Below are 23399 nucleotides of genomic sequence, written 5' to 3'. Positions count from 1 at the left end.
CGCCCGTCAGTAGTAGACGGCGAGGGGACCGGAGGGTCCGTCCACGACCTGCACCGGGGTGTCGAACACCCGGCTCAGCACGTCGTCGGTCATGATCTCGGCGGGCGGACCGAACTCCACCACCCGGCCGTCCTTCATGGCGCAGATGTGATCGGCGTAGTGTCCGGCGAAGTTGATGTCGTGCAGCACGATAACGATCGTCCGCCCGAGCTCCTCGGCCGCCCGCCGGAGGTGCTTCATCATCTGCACGGCATGCCGCATGTCGAGGTTGTTGAGGGGCTCGTCCAGCAGCACGAACTCCGTGTCCTGCGCGAGGACCATCGCCACATAGGCGCGCTGCCGCTGACCACCGGAGAGCTCGTCGAGGTAGCGTCCCTCCAGCGCACCCAGATCGAGGAAGTCGATCGCCTGGCTGATGACCTCCTCGTCGGCCCTCGTCAACCGGCCCTGGGAGTGCGGGAAGCGCCCGAAGCCCACGAGCTGCCGCACCGTGAGCCTCGTCACGAAGTGGTTCTCCTGGCGGAGGATCGAGACCACCTTGGCCAGGTCCTTCGACTTCGTCGAGGCGACGTCGAGGCCCGCGATCTCGATGGCCCCCGCGTCCATCCCGTTGAGCCGGCCGATCATGGTCAGCAGCGTCGACTTGCCTGCACCGTTCGGCCCGATGAGCGCGGTGATCCCGCCGGTCGGGATGCGGAGGTCGACGGGGCCGATCGCCACCTCGCTGCTGTAGTCACGGCGGACGCCGTCGAGTGCGATCACAGTCTGCCCTTTCGGAGGATGACGATGAGGAACACGGTGCCGCCCACGATCTCGATGAGGATCGAGACCATGCCCTGCGCGTAGAAGACGTTCTTCATGACGAAGTACGCCCCGGCCAGGATCGAGAACGCGGTGAGGACGGCGACCGGGAAGATGAGCCGGTGGTCGTGCGTGTCGGCGAACTGGTAGGCGAGCGTGGCCACGAGGAAGCCGAGGAACGTCATCGGTCCGACCAGGGCGGTGGAGGTGGCCATCAGCACGGCGACGAGCGTCAGGACCAGGAACTGTTCCCGGCGATGGTCGAGCCCGAGCGATCGCGCGGCATCGGGGCCCAGCGCGAGCACGTTCAGCCGCCGCGAGCGCAGCCACAGCAGGGTCGAGGCCGCGATCACGAGCAGGATCGCGAGCGGGAGGTACGAGGGGTCGGCGTTGGACACGTTGCCGAACAGCCGGGCGGCGAGCACATCGAACTCGCTGGGGGTGAGCAGCCGCTGCAGGAAGGTGGCGATCGCCCCGAGGCCTCCCCCGATCACGATGCCCACGAGCAGCATGATCTGGAGGTTGCCGTAGCGGCCGGAGAGCAGCCACCCGTAGAGGACGACGGCGAGCCCGACCATGATGAGCACCTGGAGCGCGAACTGGCCGACGCCCTGGATCGCCACGAGCCCCGCGACGCCGAAGAGGTACACGGTGGCGGTCTGGACGACGCGATACAGCGACTCGAACCCCATGATCGAGGGCGTGATGATGCGGTTGTTCGTGACCGTCTGGAAGCTGACCGTGGCGACCGCCTGGGCGACGGCGACGAGCGCCATCACGGCCACGGCGGTGGCGCGGTGCTGGGCGATGCGCCAGAACCCGGGGGTGCCGACCGGCAGCGGGTTGTCCCAGGCGAGCAGACCGAAGGCGGAGCCGAGCGCGATCACACCGAGCACCACCAGCACGACGAGGTACCGACGCCGCGCCCGCGCGGTCGTGAACGCCCCGGCCGACCGCGTCGTCCGGGGGGTCTCCGTCACCGTCATCGTCTGCTCAGCCACGTCGACGCTGCCGCAGGAGGAGAAGGACGAAGACGACGGCGCCGACGACGCCGAGGATCAGGGACACCGGCACCTCGAACGGCATGATGATCGTCCGGCCGATGATGTCGCAGACGGTGACGATCGCGATGCCGAGCAGACACACCCACGGCAGGTTGCTGCGCAGGTCGTCGCCGCGGACCATCGAGACGATGTTCGGGACGATGAGCCCCAGGAAGGGGAGGTTGCCGACGACGACGGTGACCACGCCGGTCGTCACGGCGATCAGCGCGGTGCCGAGCAGGATCATCCGGTTGTAGTTCACCCCGACGTTGGTGGCGATCTCCTCCCCCAGCCCGGCGATGGTCAGCCGGTCGGCCACGAGGAAGACGACGACGCCGATGATCGCGACGATCCACAGCATCTCGTACTGGCCGCGCATGACCGAGGTGAAGCTGCCCGCGAACCAGACGCCGATGATCTGCAGGGAGTTGGTGACGAGGGCGAAGTAGGTCGTGACCGCGCCGACCACGGCCCCCAGCATGATGCCGACGATGGGCACGATGAGCGACGACTTCAGTGCGACCCGGCGGAGGAACGCGAAGAACACCATCGTGCCGATGAACGCGGCGAACACGGCGCCTGCCATGCGCAGAGGAAGGGACGGATGCGGCACGAGCACCATCACGGCGAGGAGCCCGAGCCCGGCCCACTCGGTGGTGCCGGTGGTGGTCGGCTCGACGAAGCGGTTCTGCGTGAGCAGCTGCATCACGAGCCCGGCCATCGCCATCGCCGCGCCGGCGAGCACGAGCGCGATCGTGCGGGGGACGCGGGTGATTTGGAACATCTGCGCGCCGTCATCGGCGCCAGCGATGTCGTACACGCCGGTGAAGAGTGAAATCGCCAGGAGCGCCGCCACGACGACGACGCCGATGAGCAGCGTCGGATCGAACAGCCGGGCGGACGACCGCCGGGTCGAGGTGAGGACGGGAGAGGTCATGGGGGGATGCCGGCGGCGGTGCCCCGGTCGAGGCGCCGCCGCCCGGCCCTTACTTGTCGGCGCTCTTCTCGAGCGCGTCGGCGAGATCGTTGAGGAAGGTCGTGTAGGTCTGGATGCTCTCGTTGAGGTAGGTGTCCGTGGGCATGTAGACGATCTGCTCGTCCTTCACCGCGGTCACGCCGGCGAGCGCCTCGGAGTCCTCGATGATCTCCGCCGCCTGGACGTAGTCCGGCGTCTCCGCCGCGAACACGGCGTCGCGGTCGAGCACCAGGATCCAGTCCGGGTTCGAGGCGGCGATCGCCTCGACCGAGATCTCATCGCCCTGGTGGTCGTCTGTCGCGTCGTCCACCTGGAGCGCGGGCGTGAGACCGAGCATGTCGTAGATCGGGCCGAGCGAGCGACCGACCGTCGGCGCGAGATAGCCGATCTGCCCGCCCGAGGTGTTCACCGCCATCACGGTCTCGCTGTCGTCGTAGGCGGCCTTCGCGCGATCCACTGCCGCATCGAACTCCTCGATGAGCTTCTCGGCCTCGTCCTCCTTGCCGAAGATCTCGCCGAGCACCGTGGTCTGGCGCTTGAGCTCCTCGTCGAACGGCTCGCCGTCGCGCGGCTCCAGGTCGATGATCGTCGCGTCCGGGACGAGATCGGCGATCGCGTCGTTGTGCTGGGTGAAGCGCTGCCCGCTGATGATGAGGTCGGGGTCCGCGGCGACGATGGCCTCGAGGTCGGGCTCGGTGTGCAGGCCGATGTCGACGACGTCCTCGTCCTTCACGTACGACACCGTCTCCGGCATGAGGGAGACGGCGCCGGCGGACAGCTCGATGCCCCAGTCGGCGAGGGTCTGGAACGTGCGGTTGTCCAGGGCCACGACCGACGTCGGCGGCGTGGTGATCTCGTGCGTGCCGGTGTTGTCCTCGATGGTCACCGTGCCTGACGCGGTCGCCTTCTCGTCGGGCTCGGCGTCGGCGCCGGAGGCGCAACCGGAGAGGGCGAGGAGGCCGACGAGGGCGACGCTCGTGGCGGAGAGGGTTCTGGGCACGGACATGGAGAGACTCCTGTTCTGCGGGGGTGTTCGCCCCCTCGGGGAGGGCGCCGGTCAGACGCGGGGACCAGCCGGCCGCGTCGTTTTTTAGGTTAGCCTTACTTTATGAGCGATACGAAATCCGGTTTCACGATCGAGCGTCGCGGCCTCGAGCTGCGCTTCCGCCGCGTCTCGCTGAGCGCCCGCGAGTGGCTCGCGCCGGACTTCGTTCGCGTGCGCCTGTCCGGCCCCGAGCTCGCGGGCTTCGACTCCCCCGGTGCCGACGATCACATGCGGCTCTTCTTCCCGAGCGGGCCCGTCGACACGGTGGAGGAGATGCGCGCCGCCCCGAGCCGCGAGTACACCCCGCTCGCCTGGGGCGAGGACTGGCTCGACGTCGAGTTCGCCGTGCACGGCGACCAAGGGGTCGCCGCCCCGTGGGCCGCGACCGCCCCGCTGGGCTCCGTCATCGGAGTGGGCGGTCCTCGCGGCGCCGCCGTCATCGTCGGCGATCCCGGATCCTGGTTCCTCGCGGGCGACGAGACGGCGATCCCTGCGATCCGCCGCTTCGCCGCCCTGATCCCCGCGGGCACGCCGGCGCGCATCGTCGTCGAGACCGTGGCCGCGGGCCGGGAGATCGACATCGACGCTCCGGTGCCGGTGGAGTGGCTGCACCGCGGCGACGCACCCGCCGGCTCCGCGCTCGCCTCGTTCCTCGACGCGCTCACCGCGGGCGACGCCGTCGGGCACGACCCGTTCGTCTTCATCGCCGCCGAGCAGTCCATCGTGAAGCCCGGTCGGGCGCTGCTCGCGCGCTGGGGCGTGGACAGCGCCGGCGCCGTCGTGAAGGGGTACTGGAAGCGCGGGGAGGCGGAGTACCACGCCCCGCACTGACACCCGCCCCGCTGCGCTGACAGACTGGACGCATGGCACTCCTCGATCACCTCGGCATCACCGTCGGCGACCTCGCCCGCGGACGCACGCAGTTCGACCCGATTCTCACGGCGCTCGGCTACGAGCGCGGCGGAGAGGACGACCACTCGGTCTCGTGGCACGCGGGCGACGAGACCGAGATCATCCTCTACAGCTGGGATGAGGACTCCGAGCCGCATCGTCACGGACGCATCGGCTGGCAGCACATGGCGTTCGCCGTCCCGTCCCGCGCGGACGTCGACCGGCTGCACGACCTCGCGGTGGAGGCCGGATGGAGCGCGATCCGGGGCCCCAAGGAGTATCCGCGATACAGCGCGCGCTACTACGCGTCCTTCGTCGAGGATGCCGACGGCATCCGCATCGAGTTCATGCACAACCCGCCCAAGGACGCTTGACGCCCGGGCGTGTCGCGTCCTATGGTGGCAAGTCCGCGCCGACCGGCGCCGGATGCCAGCCGAGGAGACGACGGATGACCGCGCAGCGGACTCTTTCCCCGATCACGGCATTGCCGCTTCCGCAGAAGCGCAATAGCCGTGACGAGTCGTACCCTCCGGCGCGCGCCGTGTGACAGCACCCGCTCTCGCAACGCCCCGCACCGTCAGGTCCGGGGCGTTCTCCCTCAGAGGACTCCTTCGACCTGTGGCCGGAACACCACCACAAGGAAAGGAATCATGGAGAGGCTCTCCGCACGGCTGCTGTCGTGGGCGTCCCTGATCGACGAGAAGACGCTCGATCAGGCGCACACCACCTCGCGCATGCCGTTCATCCACCCGCACCTGGCGCTGATGCCGGACGCGCACCTCGGCAAGGGGGCGACGGTCGGATCGGTCATCCCGACGCTGGGCGCGATCATCCCCGCCGCGGTCGGCGTCGACATCGGCTGCGGCATGATCGCCGTCCGCACCGAGTTCCGGAGGGACGACCTCACCAGGCGCGACCTCGCCGGCCTCCGCGAGCAGATCGAGCGCGCGATCCCGCTGTCCGCCGGGCGCTACAACAAGAAGGTCGTCGCGACGGCCGAGCCGCGCATCGCCGCGCTCGAGGAGAGGGCGGCCGAGGCCGACTTCGACCCCGAGAGCTACGCGAGCAACTGGCGGCTCCAGCTCGGCACGCTCGGCTCGGGGAACCACTTCATCGAGGTGTCGACGGATGAGCTCGACCGCGTCTGGCTGTTCCTGCACTCCGGTTCGCGCGGCGTCGGCAACCGGATCGCCGGTCATCACATCGCGGTCGCGCAGCGGCTGGCGAAGCAGTGGTGGATCGATTTGCCCGACCCCGACCTCGCGTACCTCGTCGAAGGCACACCGGAGTTCACGCGCTACATCCGTGAGCTCCGGTGGGCGCAGCACTTCGCACTGCTGAACCGCGAGGAGATGATGGACCGCGTGATCCGGCAGGTGTCCGAGTTCCTCGGCAGCGCGGTCGCGGAGCAGGAGCGGATCAACTGCCACCACAACTTCACGGAGTCGGAGATGCACTTCGGCAAGCGGGTCTGGGTGTCGCGGAAGGGTGCGATCCAGGCGGACGCGGGCCGCCCCGGACTCATCCCCGGATCGATGGGCACGGCGTCCTACGTGGTGGAGGGGCTCGGTGACCCGCTGTCGCTGAACTCCTCACCCCACGGCGCCGGACGCGAGTACTCGCGGTCGGCGGCGCGACGCACCTTCACGCACGCGCAGCTGCGGGAGGCGATGACCGGCATCGAGTTCCGGGACACGGACGCCTTCATCGACGAGATCCCCCAGGCGTACAAGCCCATCGATCGTGTGATGGAGGACGCGGCGAGCCTCGTGCGCATCCGTCATACGCTGCGCCAGCTCGTCAACGTGAAGGGCGACTGACGGAGGGCCGGGCGAGGCTGATCCTCGCCCAGCCCTTCCTCCCCAATCCGCGCGATTTCCGGTGTCTCCACAGAGCGCGAGTCGCCGGGCGTGGCGTCCGCCAGGATGCTGGCAGGCTGAAGGATCCGGTGCCACGATGAGGGGATGGAAACCATGGACGGTGCGCAGGTCTGGACCATGATCGGCGCGTTCACGGCGCTGATGATGGGCATGCTCACGGTCGTCTCGACGCTGTTCATCCGCGTCCTCCGCAGCGAGATCGGGGGCCTGCGGAACGAGATGACCGCGCGCTTCGATGCGGTCAACACCCGCTTCGACGCGGTCGGCACGCGCATCGACGGCGTCAACGTCCGCATCGACGGGCTTGACCGTGACGTGCAGGCGCTCGTGAAGCGCACTTTCGGGCTGGATCGGGAGTGAGGATCGACGCATGAGGATCGTCGTCGCAGGAGGGACTGGTGTCGTCGGCACGCCCACGGTGGAGGCCGTCCGGGGCGCCGGTCATGAGGCCGTCGTGCTCAGTCGTTCGCACGGCGTCGATCTGGTCAGCGGGCGCGGGCTGGAGGCGGCGCTGACCGGAGCCGATGCCGTGATCGATGTCGTGAGCGTCGAGACCCTGAAGGCGAGCACGGCGATCGAGTTCTTCACCGCCGCCACCGGGAACCTCCTCGCCGCCGCCGCGGCCACCGGCGTGGGACACGTCGTCCTGCTCTCCATCGTCGGCATCGACCGGATCCCCTACGACTACTACGCGGGCAAAGTGGCCCAGGAGAAGCTGGTCTCCGCGTCCGCCGTCCCCTCCACGATCCTCCGAGCCACGCAGTTCCACGAGTTCGCCGCGCAGATGTTCGCGCGCGCGAAGGCGGGGCCGCTGCATCTCGCCCCGCGTGCGCGCACGCAGCCGGTGGCGGCCCGCGAGGTCGCGGAGCGGCTCGTCACGCTCGCGATCGGGGACGCGCAGGGTCGAGTGCCTGACTTCGCCGGCCCCCGCGAAGAGCAGCTCGCCGACATGGTGCGGGCGTACGCGCGGCGCATCGGGTACCGCGGCTGGATCCCGGCGCTGAACGTGCCCGGCCCGCAGATGGCGGGGATGCGCGAGGGGAAGGCACTGCCGGGACCAGACGCGGTGCGCGGGACGCAGACGTTCGCGGAATGGCTTGCCGACGCGGTGCCGACGCGCGCTGACTGAGGAGGGGCGGGGGTCTTCCCGCAGTCGACTCCACCAGGAGATGCATGCGCCGCTCACGACCCCGGAGCCCGGTGTGATCACCGGGCCGTGAGCGCCGGGCTCAGCGCGGCAGCACCGCCCGGCACGCGAGATGCAGCGCCAGCCGCGCCTCGGGGTCGGTCATGTCGATCCCGAGGAGCTCCTGGACCCGCCGGATCCGCACGGCGACCGTGTTGCGGTGCAGCCCGAGAGCGGTCGCGGTGGCCGCGATGCCGGACTCGTGGTCGAGGTACGCCGACAGAGTCCTGAGCAGCTCGCCGTTCCCCTCGGCCAGAGGGGCGAGCAGCGACTGTGCGGCCGGGACGAAGGTGTCGTTGCCGGTCCAGGCGAGCAGGAGCTGTTCGAGCCCGAGGCTGTCGACGCGGACGAACCATCCGGTCGCCGACCGGGCCGCAGCGATCCGTGCGGCGTCGCCGGCCTCGTCGAGGGTCGCCGCCAGTCCTTCCGGCCCGGTCTGCGCCGAGCCCACGCCTGTCGCCACCGCGAAGTCGCGCAGCGCCGCGAGGTGGAGCTCCCGCAGCGCGACCACGGCCCTCTCCACCCGATCCGGACCCGGGACCTCCGGGAACGAGAGCCACCCGCTGATGCCCCGGCCGGCCGTCGTCGCGTGCGCCTCGGCGTCGATCGCGCTGAGGCGGGGCCGGAGCGCGCGCAGCAGAGCGAGCGGATCCACCCGCCCCCGGGCGACCATGCGGAAGCCGAGGTGATGCCCGCCGGTGCGCCACCCGCGCTCCGCCATGCGCCGCTCGACATCGGCGTCGGCGGCACCACGGAGGTCGACGAAGTCGCGCAGCAGCCCCGACGAGGCGGCGACGTCGTTCACGGCCGCGATCTCGTCGATGAGGATGCGCGCCGCCACGGCGGGCATCGCGACCTCCGCGGCGACCATGAGCGACTGCAGCTGCGCCTCCCCGAAGCCGCTGCCGAAGAGGACGAGGCGGAGACCGGACCGTCCCGGGCTGTCGACGCGGACCGACGCGGCCGCCCCCTCCCCCGCGCGGGCCCCATCGCTCCAGGTGTCGAACCGGATCGCGGCGTGCAAGTCGGGGTCGAGGCGTCCGCCGGCCTCACGGAGCACGCCTGCCGCATCGATGAGGGCGACGCCGACTCCGAGGTTCGCCGCCAGATGCCCGAGCAGATCGCCGAGGTCGTCGGCGGCGTACTCGAACGACTGCGCGACCTTGCGCACGCGTGTCAGGGTGAGAGCGTCCCTGGCCTCGATGAGCATCCAGCATGCCCGAGCCAGCTGCACGGGCCGCGCGACGTCGAGAAGGGTGAGCCCGATCCGGTCCGCGAGGCGGAGGGCACCGGCATCGAGACCGGCAGCGCCGGGCAGGGCGAGGCCCGTGAACCCCCGATCGCGGACGCGGCGCAGCATCGCGTCCTGCTGCCAGGTCGTCGTCGGTGCTCCCGTCGTCAGGATCGCGAGCCGGGAGTCGCCGTCCGCGGGAAGATCGGCCTCCGCCGCTTCCACCACGACCGCGTCCCATCCGGTCTCGCGGGGGCCGGCGACCGGACGGAGGTCGCCGTTCTCCTCCTGCGCCAGGAGCGCACGCAGCTGCAGTCCCTCGTTCACGCGACGTCCAGTTCGGCGAGGCCGTAGGCGGACGGGACGACCCGCGCCCGCCGCTCCGGGCGCGCATTCCACCACGCCGGTGCCGGCAGCGCGATGACCGCCACCGTCCGGCCGGGGGCGAGCTCGGTGACTTCGAGCACCTCACGGGACACCGCGTCCAGGAGCACGATGATCTCGGGAGCAGCGGCGACGAGGACGCCGTCGGTGAGCACCGCGAGCGTCTCGGACCTCGTGACCACGCGATGCACCGCTCCGGCCAGCCCGGTGATCTCGACCGCGTTCACGTGCGGATCCGTGCGCGACGGCGCCGCCGACACGATGCGGCCCTCGGCGAGCAGGACCCCGCCGAGCAGCTCCGCGACCACCGGCAGCGGGGCGGTGAGGTGCGCGAGGAAACTGCGGCCGAGGGTGAGGGCACGCGCCAGGTGGTCCTCGATGGCGTGCTCGCGGAGGTCGCCCACGGTGAATCCGGCGAGCACGGCGCAGCCGACCCCGCCGGCCTGGATGATGGCCGAACGCACCACGCGCTCGGCATCGATCGCCCTCGTCGCCTCCACGAGCGCCACGCCGCCGGCCCCCGTCTCGCACGCGAACACCAGCCCCGGTACGCGGTCGACGAACAGCGACATCTGGTCGAGCCCCGGCACTGCACGCCCCGTGCAGTCCGCGTCCACGACGGTGTGCGATCCGGCCAGCGTGAGCGGAGCGAGGCCGTTCATCCCTCCGCCCTCGAGGGAGCACACGGCGGGGACGGAGTGGCCGAGCCACCGCTCGACCGCGGCGAGCAGCGGGGCGAACGGCGCGGCGCCGGGCATCCGCTCGCCGAGCAGCATCGTCGACCCCACGAACGCGACCCCGAGGCACGGCGTCTCCGGAGCGAGGGAGTCGACCGGCGCCACGTCGATGGGCCATCGCGCCGTCGTGTCGAGGATGAGCTCGAGCATCGTCGTGGAGCCCCCGCCACCGGATCCCAGCAGCGCATATCCGCGGGCGAGCGCCTTCAGGTCGTCCCGCTCCAGCCTCATACGATCCAGCCTAGGACGCGGCGGCGCCCTCGACCGGGGCGAAGTCCTCCGCGAGCCCGAAGGCCCGCGGGCCGAAGGTCGCGAGAGCCTCGGGGGTGCGCATCATCGCGGGTGTCGAGATGCCGAGCACCCGGACTCGCTGGCCGTAACGGAGGCCCTCCGTGGTGATGGGCTCGGCCGTCTCATGATCGACGACGCAGATGAGGTCGGGCACGATCGCGACAAGTCGTCCGCCCCGCCGCGCCGTGAGGTTCTCGTTCTGGAAGGCGATCTCGAACGTGTCGTCCTCCGCGGCGCCGAGCGGGGCGATGACGGCCCTGCCCTTGGCGAAACCCTCGGTCGTCCGCCGCTCGACGTCCATGACCTTCCCGACGCACAACTCGCGCACATGCGGGTAGAGCGTGGTCGCCAGGGTCTCGGCGATCGCCGCGAACGGGGAACGGTGCTCCTCCCGGGCGATCCGGATCGCCCGGCCCAGCGCGAGGGCCATGGAGATGGTGCGCGGCACCGCGGTCCGCCGCACATCCGCGCCACTCATCGCGTACTCCGCGATATGGCCGACGCCGCCCAGCCGGATCGTGATCCCGCGGGCGAGCCACTCCATCTGCCGATCATCATCGCCGGTGTCGATGACCACACGCTCCCCGCGCTCGCCGGCCAGGGCGAGCGGTGAACCGTGCACGCCGTACACCGCGAAGGTCTCCATCGACAGCTCGGGGAACGCCCGCCCCATGCCGTCCGCGTCGACGACCGGGAGCCCGGTCTCGGCCGCGACGATGAGCGGGATCATCGAGTTGATCCCGCCGCACTCGATCGGCATGGTCGCATCCGCGCGGCGACCGAGGTGATCCTCGAGCGTGCGCAGGGCGAGGGTGGGCTCCGTGCCGGCCGGGATCTTCTCGACCATCACGGTCGGCGCCCCCATCTGGGCCGTCGGGATGACGAACAGATCGTCCGGCAGCTCGTCCGGGTCGAGGATCGTGATGCTGCCGTCGCCGAGCACCCGCTCCACCAGCATCTTGCCGATGTAGGGGTCGCCACCGCCACCGGTACCCAGCAGCGTCGCCCCGCGTGCGAGGTCGGGGAGGTCCGCCGCCGTGAGCTCCCAGCTCATGCCACCGCTCCCGCCGTCGCGCGCCCCGTCGAGACCGTCCCGTCGAACCGGTGCGCCGGGATGTCGTAGCCGAAGTAGCCGGGACCGACCATCGCGAGGGCCGCGTCGGAGTGCCAGCGCTCATCGGCCGGCGCCGCGATCACGCGGACCCGCTGCCCGTAGCGCAGCCCCTCCGTCGTGATCGGCTCCCCCGACTCGCCGTCGAGCACCATGATGAGGTCGGGCGTGGTCGCCAGCACCCGGCCGTCCGCCTCAGCCACGAGGTGCTCGTTCTGGAACTGCAGCGTCAACGACGCCCCGCCGTCCCCGTCGATCCGTGCGCGACCACGGGCGAAGCCGGTCGTCGTCGCCCGATTCACGTCGGCGACCTTGCCGCCGAACAGCTCGCGACCGCCGAGGAGGCCGACGACCGCGGCGACCGGATCGGTCTTCGCCTCCCGTGCCTCCGCGATCCGCTGACCGATCGCGATGCACCGGGACAGCGACCCCGCCACCAGCGACTCCCGCGCCTCGACGCCGGTCATCAAGAAGCCCGAGATCATGACGGAGCAGCCCATCTCGACGCAGGCGACGCGGGCGATGCGCTCGGTCCAGGAGTTGTCGGCCGTCTGCAGCACCCCGGTGTTCCCCTTCTCGTCGCTGAACGCGAGGGGCGAGGCCGTCACGCCGGAGAGCGTCGGGAGCACCATCTGCAGTTCGGGGAACGCACGCCCCATGCCGTCCGCATCGACGAGCGGGAGGCCCAGCGCGGCCGCCGCCGCGATGGGGATCGTGGAGTTCACCCCGCCGACCTCGGCGCACGCGATGTGCGTCACGGGGCGGCCGAGGTGGATGCCGAGCGCCCTGACCGGCTCGATCACCTCGGCGAGGCTCGGCAGCTTCTCCACCATGACGGTGGGGGCTCCCATCATCGCCACGAACAGGACGAGCGCGTCGTCGGGCACGTCGTCGAGCGCCACGACCGTGACGTCCCCGGAGGTGAGCGCCTGCCGGGCGAGGAGCGCGCCGATGTAGGGGTCGCCGCCCCCGCCGGTGCCCAGCACAGCCGCGCCGCGGGCGAGGCCGTCGATGTCGGCGGTGGTGATCGTCGTGCTCATGTCAGGCCCCCATGTCGAGGTCGCCGACGGCCTTCACGCGGATGCGCGTGGCGTTGCCGGGCAGGTACGGGATGGGGACCTCGTCGAAGTCGATGATCGACACGGTCGCGGGCTTGGCGCCGGCGGCGATCGCCTTGTCGACGGCTTCCGCACGCACCTCGGCGAGCGTCTCGTCGCGACGACCGGGCTCGATCGCGTAGACCTTGTCGATCTCGCCGCCGACCTGCGCGATCGAGGCGCCGATGGCGTTCGCGACCGCGTAGTTCTCCGGGCGGTGCACGGCGCCGAACAGCGGCAGCTCATCCGGCAGCAGGATGGAGCCGCCGCCGACGGCCACGACCGCGATGGGCTCGGGCGACGTCCGCATGCGGTCCACCGCCTCCGCCACGCGCTCCGCGATCCGGGCGAGCACGCGCTCCACGAAGGCGGGGTCGAGGTGCGCGACCTTGGCGGGGTCTCCCACCTCGGCACGGCCCGCGGCGACGGCGATGTCGGTCGCCGTCAGGGTCGAGCCGCCGAAGACGAGCGCCTCCGTCGTCAGCTTGTACCCGACCGAAGCCGGTCCCACCTCCGCCGTCTCCTCGTCGACGATGCTGCCGCCGCCGATGCCGAGGGACAGCACGTCGGGCATGCGGAAGTTCGTGCGGATGCCGGCCACCTTCACCTCGTTGGCCGTCTCCCGCGGGAAGCCGTTGATGAGCAGACCGATGTCGGCCGTGGTGCCGCCCACGTCGATGACGGCGCAGTCGACGAGACCGCTGGTGGCCGCCGCCCCGCGCATCGAGTTGGTCGGGCCGGAGGCGAAGGTCGCGACCGGGTACCGGCGCACGTAGTCCTCGTCCATGAGCGTGCCGTCGTTCTGGCTGAGGAAGATCGGTGCTTCGATGCCCTGGGCGCGGACCGCAGAGGTGAGTCCGTCGACGATCTCCGACGCCAGCTCGCGGAGGGCGGCGTTGATGATCGTCGCGTTCTCGCGCTCCAGCAGTCCGATGCGGCCGATCTCGTGCGACAGCGAGATGGCGGCCTCCTCGCCCAGCACCGACGCCACGATCTCGGCGGCCTGCACCTCGAGGTCGTGGTTGACCGGGCTGAACACCGAGGAGATGGCGACGGACCGGATGCCGTGCGCCTTCATGTCCTCGGCGTGCGCGCGGATCTCGTCGGGGTCGAGCGGCGAGATCGGGCGGCCGTCGAACTCGTAGCCGCCGTGCGCCAGGTAGCTGCGCGCCTGCGTCGCCGCGACGAGGACCTCGGGCCAGTCGATCAGCGGCGGCAGCGCGCGCGTCGCGGGGAGGCCGAGCCGGAGCGCCGCGACCGGGGCGAGCCGGCTCGCCTGCACGAGCGCGTTGATGAAGTGCGTCGTGCCGATCATCACCGCGTCGATGTCGCTCCCCTCGAAGGCGTGCCCCGCACGGAGGTCTTCGATCGCCTGGACGATCCCGCTCGTCACGTCCGGGGTCGTGGAGTGCTTCACTCCGGCCAGGGTGCGGGTGCCGTCCATGAGGACGGCGTCGGTGTTGGTGCCGCCGACGTCGATGCCGATGTGCATGGTGCTCGCTTTCGTGGAGGTGGTTCTTGTCCGTCGCGTCTGCTCAGACCGCGGCAGGGGCGCTGTCGACCGGGCTCGCCTGCCGGGTGCTGGCGACGCCGACGCCGCGCACCCAGCCGAGCTTGCCGGCGACGATGTAGAGCACCATCGACAGGAAGAGGCTGAGCAGCGACGGGATGCCCCAGGTGACGAAGTACCCGACGAGGGAGGAGACCAGCCAGACGACGATCGTGGCGGGAACGATGCGCGGTGCGGTGGCCGGCAGCGTCCCGGCGTCCCTGGTCGCGTCGAGCTCGGGGCGCCAGCGGCGCACCACGTAGTACTCCGCGACCATGATCCCGGCGATCGGCGGGAAGGCGACGCTGAGCACGACGAGGAACTCGGTGAACTGCCCGAGGATGCCGACCGCGGCCAGAGCCGAGCCGACGACGCCGAGGACGATGGTGGTGGTGACGCGGTGGAGGTTCTTGCCGAAAGCTGTGGAGATGAAGTTCACGAGCCCGAGCGTGGAGGAGTACAGGTTCCAGTCGTTGATCTTCAGCGTGCCGGTGAGGACGATGAACAGACCGATGAAGCCGACCGACGAGGTCACGATCGCGACGATGTCGCCGGTCGCTGCGGCATGCGCGAGGAGCACGCCGGCCAGGCCGATCACGAACTCGCCGAGGGAGACACCGAGCACGGTCTGCTTGACGACGTCGGCGCGGGAGCGGTTGAACCGGGTCATGTCGCCGGTGATGATGGCGCCGACGATGAGGCCGCCGGCCACGATGCCCGTTCCCGCCCAGACGCTCATGGTCGGACCGGGAGCCGGACCGGTCAGCAGCTCGCCGATGTCGTGACGCGTGAGCTCGGAGATGACGGACCAGCCGACGAGGACGAGGAACAGCGGCACCGTGATGTTGGCGAGCCACTGCATGCCGACGAAGCCGAAGGCGACGATCGCGGTGACGGCGAGGCCGAAGATGAGGCTCCACGCCCAGACCGGCAGGGCACCGGGCATGAGCGCGTCGAGAGACTGCGCCGAGATGGCGGACTGGATGCCGAACCAGCCGATGAGGCTGATGCCGATCGCGAGGCCGACCAGCGAGGCGCCGATCTCCCCGAACCCGGTCCACCGGGCGAGGAGGGCGGTGTTGAGGCCTTCGCGCTGGCCGATGAAGCCGACCACGCACATGATCACCTCGAGGATGATCGAGCCGAACAGGAAGGCGAGGACGGCCTCGCCGAAGGTCATGCTGTAACCGAGGGTTGCGCCGAGGAGGAACTGGGAGAGGGCCGAGACCTGTCCGAATCGCTGGACGGCGATTCCGAACCAGGGCTTGCGGGCCTCGGGGGTCACTCGGGAGAGCGCGAAGTCGTCTGCGTGCGCCGTGCGTGCCATGGGAGTCCTTCGGGAGGAGGGAACGGGTTGTCGCCACCGTAGCCTCCGCCACAGGGCCCCCGACATGTGCATTACGCCCTGATCCCCCGCTTCCCTGTGCACCCCGCACACGCGCCGACACCCCGCACACGCGCCGAGACCCCGCTTACGCGGCGAGACCCCCTGCCTCCGACGTGGGCGACAGGGGGTCTCGGCGCGAAAGCGGCTCTCGCGGATCAGTGCAGGGCGTTCGCCTCGATGAAGGCGCGGAGGGCGCGCTCGTCGTCGGGCATCTCGGTCACGTGCTGCGGGGCGTCGAGCATGGCGCGTAGCTCGGGGGCGTACGCCAGCTCCACCCCGATGGCCTCGTGGATGGTCTCGGCGAACTTCTCGGGCTTGGCGGTCTCGAGCACCAGCATCGGCACCCCGGGCTCCACGTACTCGCGGGCGACCTTCACGCCGTCGGCGGTGTGCGGGTCGATCACCTCGCCGGAGGCCTCGTAGACGTCCCGGATCGTCGCCAGCCGGTCCTCGTGCGTCGAGGTGCCGCTCACGATCCCGAACTCCTCGGCGAAGCGGTCCTTCTCCGCGGAGAAATCGAAGAAGCCCTGCGCCTCCAGATCGTCCCAGGCTCCGACGACGCGCGCCGGGTCCCTGTCCACGAGCTCGAAGATGAACCGCTCGAGGTTCGAGGCCTTGGAGATGTCCATCGACGGGCTCGAGGTCGCGAGCGTCTGGGCGGCACTGCGGGGGCGGTACACGCCCGTGCGGAAGAACTCGTCGAGCACGTTGTTCTCGTTCGCGGCCAGCACGAGGCGCCGGATCGGCAGTCCCATCTGCTTCGCGAAGAACCCGGAGAGGATGTTGCCGAAGTTGCCCGACGGGACCGTGAACGACACCTCGGCCCAGCCGCCGGCATCGGTCGCCCGCAGCCACGCCCAGAAGTAGTAGACGGTCTGCGCGGTGATCCGGGCGAGGTTGATCGAGTTGACGGCGCCGAGGTGCTGTGCGCGCTTGAAGTCGAGGTCGCCGGCGAGCTTCTTCACGAGGTTCTGGCAGTCGTCGAAGACACCCTCGACCGCGATGTTGTGCACGTTCGCGTCGTCGAGCGAGAACATCTGCGCCCGCTGGAACGCGCTCATGCGCCCCTGCGGCGACAGCATGAAGACCGCCACCCGCTCCTTGCCGCGCAGCGCGTGCTCCGCCGCCGAGCCGGTGTCGCCCGACGTGGCGCCGAGGATGTTGAGGACCGAGTCCTGACGCTCGAGCGTGTACTCCAGCACCTGTCCGAGGAACTGCATCGCCATGTCCTTGAACGCCAGCGTCGGTCCTTCCGAGAGACCGACCAGCGTCAGGTCGTCGTCCACCTGCCGCAGGGGCACCACGACGTCCGGGAAGTCCGCGTAGGCGGCCGCCGTCATCCGCGCGAGATCCGCGCGCGGGATGTCGGTCGCGAAGAGCCCGAGCACCTCGGTGGCGAGCTGCGGGTAGGTGAGCGCCCGCCAGCGTTCGAGCGTCTCGCCGTCGACCTCAGGCATGACGTCGGGGACGGCCAGGCCGCCGTCGGGGGCGAGGCCCTCCAGCAGCGTCTCGCTGAACGACTGCGGCTGCATACCGCCGCGGGTGGAGATGAACGGCACGTGTGCTCCTCGGCTCGGGACTCGGCGCCTCCATTCTCGCAGGCCGCGAGGACCGCGATGGACGCGTGACGACGCTCACCCCCGCCCGACGCGGTCCCAGAGCCCCGCCCAGTGCGACGGCTGGAGATCGCGCGGGAGCCGGCACCCGTTCGCGCCCACCGCGGCGAGCGCCCGCTGAGCCCGTCGGCGATCGATGCGGCACGCTCTCGCCACGACGCCCGGCAGTCCGCTTCCGCCCGCCTGGAACACGCTGCGGACGAACGCCTCGTAGGCGCGACGCTCGCCGACCGCGACGAGAGGGGCGTCCCGCCGCGCGATGGTGAGGAGTCCCCCGTCCACGCTGGGCCGCGGCGAGAAGCCCCAGGCGGGCACCCTTCCCTCCAGCGAGAACGAGAACCAGGGTGCGGACTGGGCGGTCATCAGCGTGCCCCCGCCCACGCCGGCGCGCTTGCGGGCCACCTCCCACTGCGTGAGGAGCACCGCGTCGCGCCACGATCCGTGCGAGAGCAGCCGGCGGAGGATCGGGGTCGTGAGGTGGTAGGGGACGTTGCCGACGACGACGTCCGTCGTCAGCGGGTGCCGCGTCGCGTCGGCGATCTCGAGGCGGACGCCGGGGAGCGCAGGGCGCAGCCGGCGGATGCGGTGCTCGTCGATGTCGATCGCGGTGAGGGGTCGCCCGAGCCGCGCCAGCGGACGGGTGAGGGCGCCGTCACCGGCGCCGAGCTCGAGGATCGACCCGGTGGTGCGATCGACGAGGTGGATGATGCGCCCGATCGTCGGGCGATGGGTGAGGAAGTTCTGGCCGAGTTCATGGCGGCCGCCGTGAATCGAATGCGGGTGGGTGCGAGGCATGGTGCGCTCCGGAGGAAGTATCGGAGCACCTCGGGGAGGAACGCGTCAGAAAGGTCGACGAAGAGAGCCCGTCCCGAGGTGCGATGACATCTCGGTGGACGGCGCGCGGAGCCGTGCGGAACGCGAGCGCGCCGTCAGGAGCGGCGGTCGCGGAACACGAGAGTGCGCCCCATCACGGGCGCCATGCCTATTGTTCCCATGGCCGTCAGCATAGCGGTCAGATCCAGCCGCGCTCCTCCGCGAGCAGGACCGCCTGCTGCCGGGTGCTCACCGCGAGCTTCCCGAGGATGACGGAGATGTGGTTGCGCACGGTTCCCGGCGCCAGGGCGAGGGACCGCGCGATCTGCCCCGTCGTCTCCCCGCGGCGCCCGGCCCGGAGCACGTCCAGTTCGCGGTCGGTGAGCGGCGAGCGCTCGTCGCTCAGCGCGTCGGCGGCGATCTCCGGATCGACGTACCGGGCGCCGGCGGCGACCCGGCGGATGATCGCGGCGAGCTCGTCGGCGCCCCGCGACTTGGGCAGGAATCCCGCGACGCCGGAGGCGAGTGCCCGCCGGAGCACGCCGGGGCGGGCATGGCGGGTGACGACGATACAGCGGGTCGCGATCGTCCGGTGCAGCTTCTCGGCGACCTGCACCCCGTCGAGGCCGGGCATCTCCAGGTCGAGCAGGCACACGTCGGGCACGAGGCGCACGGCGGCCGCGACGGCCTCCTCGCCGTCCGCGCATTCGGCGACGACATCGATGTCGGGTTCGAGCCGGAGCAGGGCGGCGAGCGCGGAGCGGATCATGCCCTCGTCGTCGGCGAGCAGCACCCGGATCATCGCGCGGCCTCCGCACGGGCGGGCACGGTGACCGTGACGACGAACTCATCGGCACCTCGTCGCTGCTCGAAGGTGCCGCCCGCGTCGCCGATCCGCCGCCGCACGCCGTCGAGACCGAATCCGCCCGTCCCGTCCGGGGCCGCCGGATCGGCGTCATTGGCGATCTCGTACCGCCAGGCGTCCGCGGTCCGGTCGAGGACCAGCCGCGCACGACCGCCACCGCCGTGGCGCAGCACGTTGGTGGTGGTCTCCCTGATCACCGGACCGAGATCGGCCGCGGGTGCCGCGTCCGCATCGGGGTGGATGCGCGCGTCCACGGCGAGTCCCGCGGCGGCGAGCAGATCGCGGGCGTTCGCCAGCTCGTCGCCGAGCGGCACGGACCGGAACCGGGTCGCGAGGTCCCTGGTGCCCTGGCGCGCGTCGTCCACGCTCACCCGTGCCGCGCGGAGCTGCGCCATCCCCGCCTCCGGATCGGTGGGGAGCAGGCGCTCGGCCAGCTCGAGCTGCAGCGCGATCACCTGGAGGTGATGCCCCTGCAGGTCGTGCACGTCGGTCGCGACGCGCAGACGCTCCTGCGTCGCGGCCAGTCGCGCCTCGGACGTGCGCGCCCGGTCGAGGGTCACCAGCACGTCCCACCACCACAGCGAGCTCACCGTCATCCCGGGCAGCATGGCGCCGTAGATCACGGGCACCCACCACGGGACCCCCCAGCCGAAAGACGTCGTCGAATCGATCAGAGCGAGGACGATGAGGATCAGCGTCGCGGCCGCGACGACCCGCACCCGGATCCCCCGTGGCCAGCTCACCAGCACGAAGACCTGCACCACCGGCATCGCGGCGAGCTGCCAGCTGCCGACGACCGCTCCCGCGGTGGCCCCGTACGCCACGGCGACGACGACGGGGACGGTCAGCCGCGCCCACGCTACACGGGGCGCGGCGTCCGCACGATGGCGGTAGTCGTACAGCTGCAACAGGGTCGACGTGGTCCAGAGGATGCCGCCGACACCCACCACGAGCAGGGCGGCGCCGGTGCGGTCGAGGGCCAGCGCGATGCCCGTCCATGCCCCGGCGAGCATGAGCTCGATGAAGACCACCGCGCTGACGGTGTACCACCAGGTGGCGGTGATGCCCCGCGCGAGCTGGCGAGCACCGGGACCGGGGTCGGAGGGGGCGGGGAACGGGGTGCGCACGCTCCCACGATAGAGGCGTGACACATGTCACGGGGTGCGCCTGCGAACCGCATGCAGACGGGTGACGCCCCGGCACTGCCGCCGCGGGCGGGCATCGACTGGACTGGGGTCATCGCGACGGAGAGTCCGTCCGCACCGACACCCGGAGCCTCCCCCATGAACCTCATCGAGACCTTCCAGAATCTCGTCGCCCAGGTCCCCGACCTCGTCCAGCCGCTCATCGTCTCCCTCGCCGGGGCCGTCCCGTTCATCGAGGGCGAGGGAGCGGCCGGCATCGGCATCATCGGCGGCATCCCCCCGGTGATCGCGGCGGTCGCCGCGATGATCGGCAACTTCCTGTGCGTCGCCATCCTGGTGCTCGCGAGCGCCGGCGCCCGCCGCGCCATCGTCGACCGGTCGCGGGCGAAGCAGGCGGTCACGGTGGGCGGCGGCACCGGCCCGACCGAGGACGCCGTCCCGGCCGACACCGGGCGCGGATCCGCACGTCGCGAGAAGTTCCAGCGCGCCTTCGAGCGCTACGGCGTGCCCGGCGTCAGCCTCCTGGGGCCGCTGCTGCTGCCGACGCACTTCACGGCCACGATGCTGGCGGCCTCCGGGATCGGCAAGGGCCGCATCCTCCTCTGGCAGGCGGTCGCGATCATCGGCTGGACGACGGTCGTGGCGGTCCTGGTCGGCAGCGCCGTCTCCGCCATCCGCTGACCGCATCCGATGTCGGACGCCGTCGGCGGCCGGGCAGCGGACACCCCGCCGCCCGGTCGCCGATCAGTCGTCGACGCCGCGTCCGGCTTCCGGATCGGTCTGCAGCGAGACGCGCACCCGGGCGATGCGCCGCCGGTCGACCTCCGCGACCTGGATCGTCGCACCGGGCACCTCCACCGTGTCGCCGACCACGGCGAGCCGACCGAGCTGCTCCGTCACGAATCCGGCGATGGTGTCGGACGAGCCGCGGGGCATGGCGAGCCCCGTGGCTTCCTCGAAGTCCTGCAGGTTGAGGCGTCCGTCCAGCCCGTCGTCGGCGGAGACGAAGACCTCGGCGTCGTACTCATCGAAGATCTCGCCGACGACCTCCTCCACGAGGTCCTCCAGGGTGACGAGGCCGTCGGTGCCGCCGTACTCGTCGACGACGACCGCGATGTGGTGCCCCTCCGCCCGCATGCGGGTCAGTGTCGGCAGCACGCGCGCCGTGGACGGGATGTAGGGGATGTCGCGGACGAGCCCCTGCAGGGGCCGGTCGGGGTCGTCCCCCGCGGCCTCGAACAGGTCGCGTACGTGCACGAAGCCGGTGATGTCGTCGATGGACGTCTGCGACACCGGGTAGCGGGAGAAGGGCAGCTCGCGCACCTGCTCGATCGCGGCACCCACGGTGGCCGCCTCGTCGAGCGCCACGACCTCCGGCCGCGGCCGCATGACCTCGCTCACCTGGCGTCCGCGCAGCGAGAGCACGTCGTCGAGGATGCGGCGTTCGTCGTCGGGCAGCCCCTGGTGGGTCGCCACGATGTCACGCACCTCCTCGTCGGTGAGCTCGTCGCTGGTCTTGTGCGGGTCGCCGCCGAGCACGCGCACCAGCGCGTTGGTCGAGACCGACAGCAGCCAGATCACCGGGCGCATGACGTTCGCGAAGCCGTTGAGGGCCGGTGCCACGGCGTAGGCGAACTGCGCGTTGCGCTGGATCGCCAGCCGCTTGGGCACGAGCTCGCCGAGCACGAGCGACAGGTACGCGATGATCAGCGTCAGCACGATCGTCGCGAGGGTCATCGCGAGCGGCGGCGCGACGCCCCACCCTTCCAGCAGCGGCGCGACGGACGGCGCGATCGAGGTCGCGCCATAGGCGGCGGACGCGAAGCCCGCCACCGTCACGCCGATCTGCACCGCCGAGAGGAAGGTGTTGGGGTTGCGGGCCAGGGCGGCGACCTTCGCCCCGCGGCGACCGCGGGCGGCGATCGCGTTGAGTTGGCTCTCACGCAGCGTGACCAGGGCCATCTCCGTCGCAGCGAAGACACCGCCGATCAGCACGAAGAGCAGGACGAGGGCGATGTTCCAGAGCAGATCGCCCATCAGCGGGCGACCTCCTCGGTGGCGGGGTGAGCACCCGGGATGAACCGGGTGCCCGTACTGTCAGAGTCCGAAGAGTCAGAACAGCGCTGCGCGCTCACGAGTGCTCCTTGTCGATGGTGGGGGTGGGATCGGTCGAGGAAGAGACGGCGTTGCCGTGCCGGCGCGTCTTCATCAGGCTCGCGACGGTGGCGACCGCGATGGTCGCGGCGATGAAGAGCAGCGAGAACCAGATCGGGATCTCGGGAGCCCACAGCATCGGCTCACCGCCGTTGATGAACGGCACCTCGTTGACGTGCAGGGCGTGCAGCACCAGCTTCACACCGATGAACGCGAGGATGACGGCGAGGCCCTGAGCCAGGTAGACCAGGCGCTCGAGCAGTCCGCCGATGAGGAAGTAGAGCTGCCGCAGACCCATGAGGGCGAACGCGTTCGCGGTGAACACGATGTACGCCTCGTCGGTGAGGCCGTAGATGGCCGGGATCGAGTCGACCGCGAACACCAGGTCGATGAAGCCGATCGCGATGATCGTCAGCAGCATGGGCGTGACGTAGCGCTTGCCCTTCTGGACGACCGTGAGCTTGTCGCCGTTGTACTCCTCGCTGACCGGGAGGTGGCGACGGACGAATGTCATGAAGCGGCCGTTCGCGGGGTTGCTCTCGTGGCTGCTGAAGGCCTGACGGTACGCGAGGAAGAGCAGCAACGCGCCGAAGACGTAGAAGATCCAGGAGAAGTTCTCGATGAGGGTCGCGCCGACGGCGATGAAGATGCCGCGGAGGATCAGCGCGATCACGATGCCGATCATCAGCACCTTCTGCTGGTAGATCTTCGGCACCGCGAAGCCCGTCATCACGATGAGGAACACGAAGAGGTTGTCGATCGACAACGCCTTCTCGGTGAGGTACCCGGCGAAGTACTCGCCGCCGTACGTCCAGCCGGACACCATGCCGATGCCCACCCCGAAGAGGAGGGCGAGGCTGATGTAGAAGATCGACCAGCGCGCGGACTCGCCGATGCTCGGCTCATGCGGCTTGCGGACGTGCGCGAAGAACTCGTACACGAAGAACGCGATGGTGACCGCGATCGTGATGACCCAGATCAAGGGGGTGATTTCCAACGGGTACTCCAGACTCGGGCGTGATCGAACAGCGCCAAAGTCTTCCCCATCCCGTCGAGCGGGACCGGTGGGCCGGGATGCGAGGCATCCGTAATGACGACCCGACCGTGTCGGAGTACTCCCCTTGGATAATCCAGGGTACGAGACGGCGACCGCAGGATTCTGTGGATCTGCCGAGAGGACCTCGTAGACTGGACACG

General features: G+C 70.6%; 22 protein-coding genes. 6 read left to right on the top strand and 16 right to left on the bottom strand.

Annotation, left to right across the window (positions count from 1 at the left end):
• Window positions 1-6: 6 nt before the first annotated feature.
• From KAF39_RS07395 to KAF39_RS07380, 4 genes are read right to left on the bottom strand one after another with little or no spacing between them, the layout of a single operon-like run.
• Window positions 7-762: an ABC transporter ATP-binding protein gene (locus tag KAF39_RS07395; protein ID WP_210676674.1), complete on the bottom strand. Its 756-nt coding sequence runs from the start codon at window positions 760-762 to the stop codon at window positions 7-9.
• Window positions 759-1787 carry an iron chelate uptake ABC transporter family permease subunit gene (locus KAF39_RS07390; RefSeq protein WP_210677983.1) on the bottom strand — a complete coding sequence of 343 codons (1029 nt, stop codon included), beginning with the start codon at window positions 1785-1787 and terminating at the stop codon, window positions 759-761. Before KAF39_RS07390 ends, KAF39_RS07395 begins: the two co-directional genes overlap by 4 nt.
• A 7-nt stretch (window positions 1788-1794) precedes the next feature.
• Window positions 1795-2781 carry an ABC transporter permease gene (locus tag KAF39_RS07385; RefSeq protein ID WP_210676673.1) on the bottom strand — a complete coding sequence of 329 codons (987 nt, stop codon included), beginning with the start codon at window positions 2779-2781 and terminating at the stop codon, window positions 1795-1797.
• A 49-nt stretch (window positions 2782-2830) separates the two neighbouring features.
• Window positions 2831-3826, bottom strand: coding sequence for a siderophore ABC transporter substrate-binding protein (locus KAF39_RS07380; RefSeq protein WP_210676672.1), 996 nt, complete (start codon window positions 3824-3826; stop codon window positions 2831-2833).
• Between the two features lie 102 nt (window positions 3827-3928).
• Here KAF39_RS07380 and KAF39_RS07375 point away from each other — a divergent pair, with 102 nt between their 5' ends.
• The 5 genes from KAF39_RS07375 (at window position 3929) to KAF39_RS07355 (ending at window position 7765) form a co-directional block, all read left to right on the top strand.
• On the top strand, window positions 3929-4696 hold the full coding sequence (locus KAF39_RS07375; RefSeq protein WP_210676671.1) for a siderophore-interacting protein: 768 nt from the start codon (window positions 3929-3931) through the stop codon (window positions 4694-4696).
• 32 nt (window positions 4697-4728) lie between these two features.
• The gene (locus KAF39_RS07370; RefSeq protein ID WP_210676670.1) at window positions 4729-5130 is read left to right on the top strand and encodes a VOC family protein; all 402 of its coding nucleotides are present in this window, start codon (window positions 4729-4731) and stop codon (window positions 5128-5130) included.
• A gap of 276 nt (window positions 5131-5406) precedes the next feature.
• A complete protein-coding gene (locus KAF39_RS07365) occupies window positions 5407-6576 on the top strand; it encodes an RtcB family protein (protein ID WP_210676669.1) in 1170 nt (389 codons plus the stop codon).
• 144 nt (window positions 6577-6720) lie between these two features.
• Window positions 6721-6996: a hypothetical protein gene (locus KAF39_RS07360; RefSeq protein WP_210676668.1), complete on the top strand. Its 276-nt coding sequence runs from the start codon at window positions 6721-6723 to the stop codon at window positions 6994-6996.
• A 10-nt stretch (window positions 6997-7006) separates the two neighbouring features.
• Entirely contained in the window at window positions 7007-7765 is a 759-nt protein-coding gene (locus KAF39_RS07355; RefSeq protein WP_210676667.1) for an SDR family oxidoreductase, read from the top strand.
• 100 nt (window positions 7766-7865) lie between these two features.
• On the opposite strand, the gene KAF39_RS07350 is transcribed toward KAF39_RS07355, so the two are convergent.
• The 10 genes from KAF39_RS07350 to KAF39_RS07305 form a co-directional block, all read right to left on the bottom strand.
• Entirely contained in the window at window positions 7866-9380 is a 1515-nt protein-coding gene (locus KAF39_RS07350) for a helix-turn-helix domain-containing protein (protein WP_210676666.1), read from the bottom strand.
• Window positions 9377-10405: a DUF917 family protein gene (locus KAF39_RS07345; protein WP_210676665.1), complete on the bottom strand. Its 1029-nt coding sequence runs from the start codon at window positions 10403-10405 to the stop codon at window positions 9377-9379. Before KAF39_RS07345 ends, KAF39_RS07350 begins: the two co-directional genes overlap by 4 nt.
• Window positions 10406-10415: 10 nt before the next feature.
• The gene (locus tag KAF39_RS07340; protein WP_210676664.1) at window positions 10416-11519 is read right to left on the bottom strand and encodes a DUF917 domain-containing protein; all 1104 of its coding nucleotides are present in this window, start codon (window positions 11517-11519) and stop codon (window positions 10416-10418) included.
• Window positions 11516-12616, bottom strand: a complete 1101-nt coding sequence (locus KAF39_RS07335) for a DUF917 domain-containing protein (RefSeq protein ID WP_210676663.1) — start codon at window positions 12614-12616, stop codon at window positions 11516-11518. The genes KAF39_RS07340 and KAF39_RS07335 overlap by 4 nt, the downstream gene beginning before the upstream one ends.
• A gap of 1 nt (window position 12617) precedes the next feature.
• Window positions 12618-14165 carry a hydantoinase/oxoprolinase N-terminal domain-containing protein gene (locus KAF39_RS07330; RefSeq protein ID WP_210676662.1) on the bottom strand — a complete coding sequence of 516 codons (1548 nt, stop codon included), beginning with the start codon at window positions 14163-14165 and terminating at the stop codon, window positions 12618-12620.
• A 43-nt stretch (window positions 14166-14208) separates the two neighbouring features.
• Window positions 14209-15549, bottom strand: coding sequence for a cytosine permease (locus KAF39_RS07325; RefSeq protein WP_210676661.1), 1341 nt, complete (start codon window positions 15547-15549; stop codon window positions 14209-14211).
• Between the two features lie 215 nt (window positions 15550-15764).
• Window positions 15765-17168 carry a threonine synthase gene (gene thrC, locus KAF39_RS07320; protein WP_210676660.1) on the bottom strand — a complete coding sequence of 468 codons (1404 nt, stop codon included), beginning with the start codon at window positions 17166-17168 and terminating at the stop codon, window positions 15765-15767.
• A gap of 75 nt (window positions 17169-17243) precedes the next feature.
• The gene (locus KAF39_RS07315; protein ID WP_210676659.1) at window positions 17244-18020 is read right to left on the bottom strand and encodes an rRNA adenine dimethyltransferase family protein; all 777 of its coding nucleotides are present in this window, start codon (window positions 18018-18020) and stop codon (window positions 17244-17246) included.
• Window positions 18021-18237: 217 nt separating this feature from the next.
• Window positions 18238-18840: a response regulator transcription factor gene (locus KAF39_RS07310; RefSeq protein ID WP_210676658.1), complete on the bottom strand. Its 603-nt coding sequence runs from the start codon at window positions 18838-18840 to the stop codon at window positions 18238-18240.
• Window positions 18837-20030, bottom strand: coding sequence for a histidine kinase (locus KAF39_RS07305; RefSeq protein ID WP_307805120.1), 1194 nt, complete (start codon window positions 20028-20030; stop codon window positions 18837-18839). The genes KAF39_RS07310 and KAF39_RS07305 overlap by 4 nt, the downstream gene beginning before the upstream one ends.
• Window positions 20031-20186: 156 nt before the next feature.
• On the opposite strand from KAF39_RS07305, the gene KAF39_RS07300 reads away from it, so the two are divergent.
• Window positions 20187-20729 (top strand): small multidrug efflux protein, encoded by a 543-nt coding sequence (locus KAF39_RS07300; protein ID WP_210677981.1) that lies wholly within the window; start codon window positions 20187-20189, stop codon window positions 20727-20729.
• Window positions 20730-20792: 63 nt separating this feature from the next.
• Here KAF39_RS07300 and KAF39_RS07295 read toward each other — a convergent pair whose 3' ends face one another.
• Entirely contained in the window at window positions 20793-22085 is a 1293-nt protein-coding gene (locus tag KAF39_RS07295; RefSeq protein WP_210676657.1) for a hemolysin family protein, read from the bottom strand.
• Between the two features lie 94 nt (window positions 22086-22179).
• Entirely contained in the window at window positions 22180-23199 is a 1020-nt protein-coding gene (locus KAF39_RS07290; protein WP_210676656.1) for a TerC family protein, read from the bottom strand.
• Window positions 23200-23399 lie beyond the last annotated feature (200 nt).

The organism is Microbacterium sp. BLY, from assembly GCF_017939615.1.
GTDB lineage: Bacteria > Actinomycetota > Actinomycetes > Actinomycetales > Microbacteriaceae > Microbacterium.
Note: the sequence above shows the minus strand (reverse complement) of the source record. Positions and strands in the feature narration are given on the sequence as shown.

What these genes read in the sequence shown, in the direction of transcription:
- KAF39_RS07375 (WP_210676671.1), top strand. Translation starts at nt 3,929, where the DNA reads ATGAGCGATACGAAATCCGGTTTCACGATCGAGCGTCGCGGCCTCGAG.
- KAF39_RS07345 (WP_210676665.1), bottom strand. Translation starts at nt 10,405, where the DNA reads ATGAGGCTGGAGCGGGACGACCTGAAGGCGCTCGCCCGCGGATATGCG.
- KAF39_RS07325 (WP_210676661.1), bottom strand. Translation starts at nt 15,549, where the DNA reads ATGGCACGCACGGCGCACGCAGACGACTTCGCGCTCTCCCGAGTGACC.
- KAF39_RS07310 (WP_210676658.1), bottom strand. Translation starts at nt 18,840, where the DNA reads ATGATCCGGGTGCTGCTCGCCGACGACGAGGGCATGATCCGCTCCGCG.
- KAF39_RS07365 (WP_210676669.1), top strand. Translation starts at nt 5,407, where the DNA reads ATGGAGAGGCTCTCCGCACGGCTGCTGTCGTGGGCGTCCCTGATCGAC.
- KAF39_RS07385 (WP_210676673.1), bottom strand. Translation starts at nt 2,781, where the DNA reads ATGACCTCTCCCGTCCTCACCTCGACCCGGCGGTCGTCCGCCCGGCTG.
- KAF39_RS07340 (WP_210676664.1), bottom strand. Translation starts at nt 11,519, where the DNA reads ATGAGCTGGGAGCTCACGGCGGCGGACCTCCCCGACCTCGCACGCGGG.
- KAF39_RS07390 (WP_210677983.1), bottom strand. Translation starts at nt 1,787, where the DNA reads ATGACGGTGACGGAGACCCCCCGGACGACGCGGTCGGCCGGGGCGTTC.
- KAF39_RS07330 (WP_210676662.1), bottom strand. Translation starts at nt 14,165, where the DNA reads ATGCACATCGGCATCGACGTCGGCGGCACCAACACCGACGCCGTCCTC.
- KAF39_RS07300 (WP_210677981.1), top strand. Translation starts at nt 20,187, where the DNA reads ATGAACCTCATCGAGACCTTCCAGAATCTCGTCGCCCAGGTCCCCGAC.
- KAF39_RS07380 (WP_210676672.1), bottom strand. Translation starts at nt 3,826, where the DNA reads ATGTCCGTGCCCAGAACCCTCTCCGCCACGAGCGTCGCCCTCGTCGGC.
- KAF39_RS07295 (WP_210676657.1), bottom strand. Translation starts at nt 22,085, where the DNA reads ATGGGCGATCTGCTCTGGAACATCGCCCTCGTCCTGCTCTTCGTGCTG.
- KAF39_RS07315 (WP_210676659.1), bottom strand. Translation starts at nt 18,020, where the DNA reads ATGCCTCGCACCCACCCGCATTCGATTCACGGCGGCCGCCATGAACTC.
- KAF39_RS07335 (WP_210676663.1), bottom strand. Translation starts at nt 12,616, where the DNA reads ATGAGCACGACGATCACCACCGCCGACATCGACGGCCTCGCCCGCGGC.
- KAF39_RS07355 (WP_210676667.1), top strand. Translation starts at nt 7,007, where the DNA reads ATGAGGATCGTCGTCGCAGGAGGGACTGGTGTCGTCGGCACGCCCACG.
- KAF39_RS07360 (WP_210676668.1), top strand. Translation starts at nt 6,721, where the DNA reads ATGGAAACCATGGACGGTGCGCAGGTCTGGACCATGATCGGCGCGTTC.
- KAF39_RS07370 (WP_210676670.1), top strand. Translation starts at nt 4,729, where the DNA reads ATGGCACTCCTCGATCACCTCGGCATCACCGTCGGCGACCTCGCCCGC.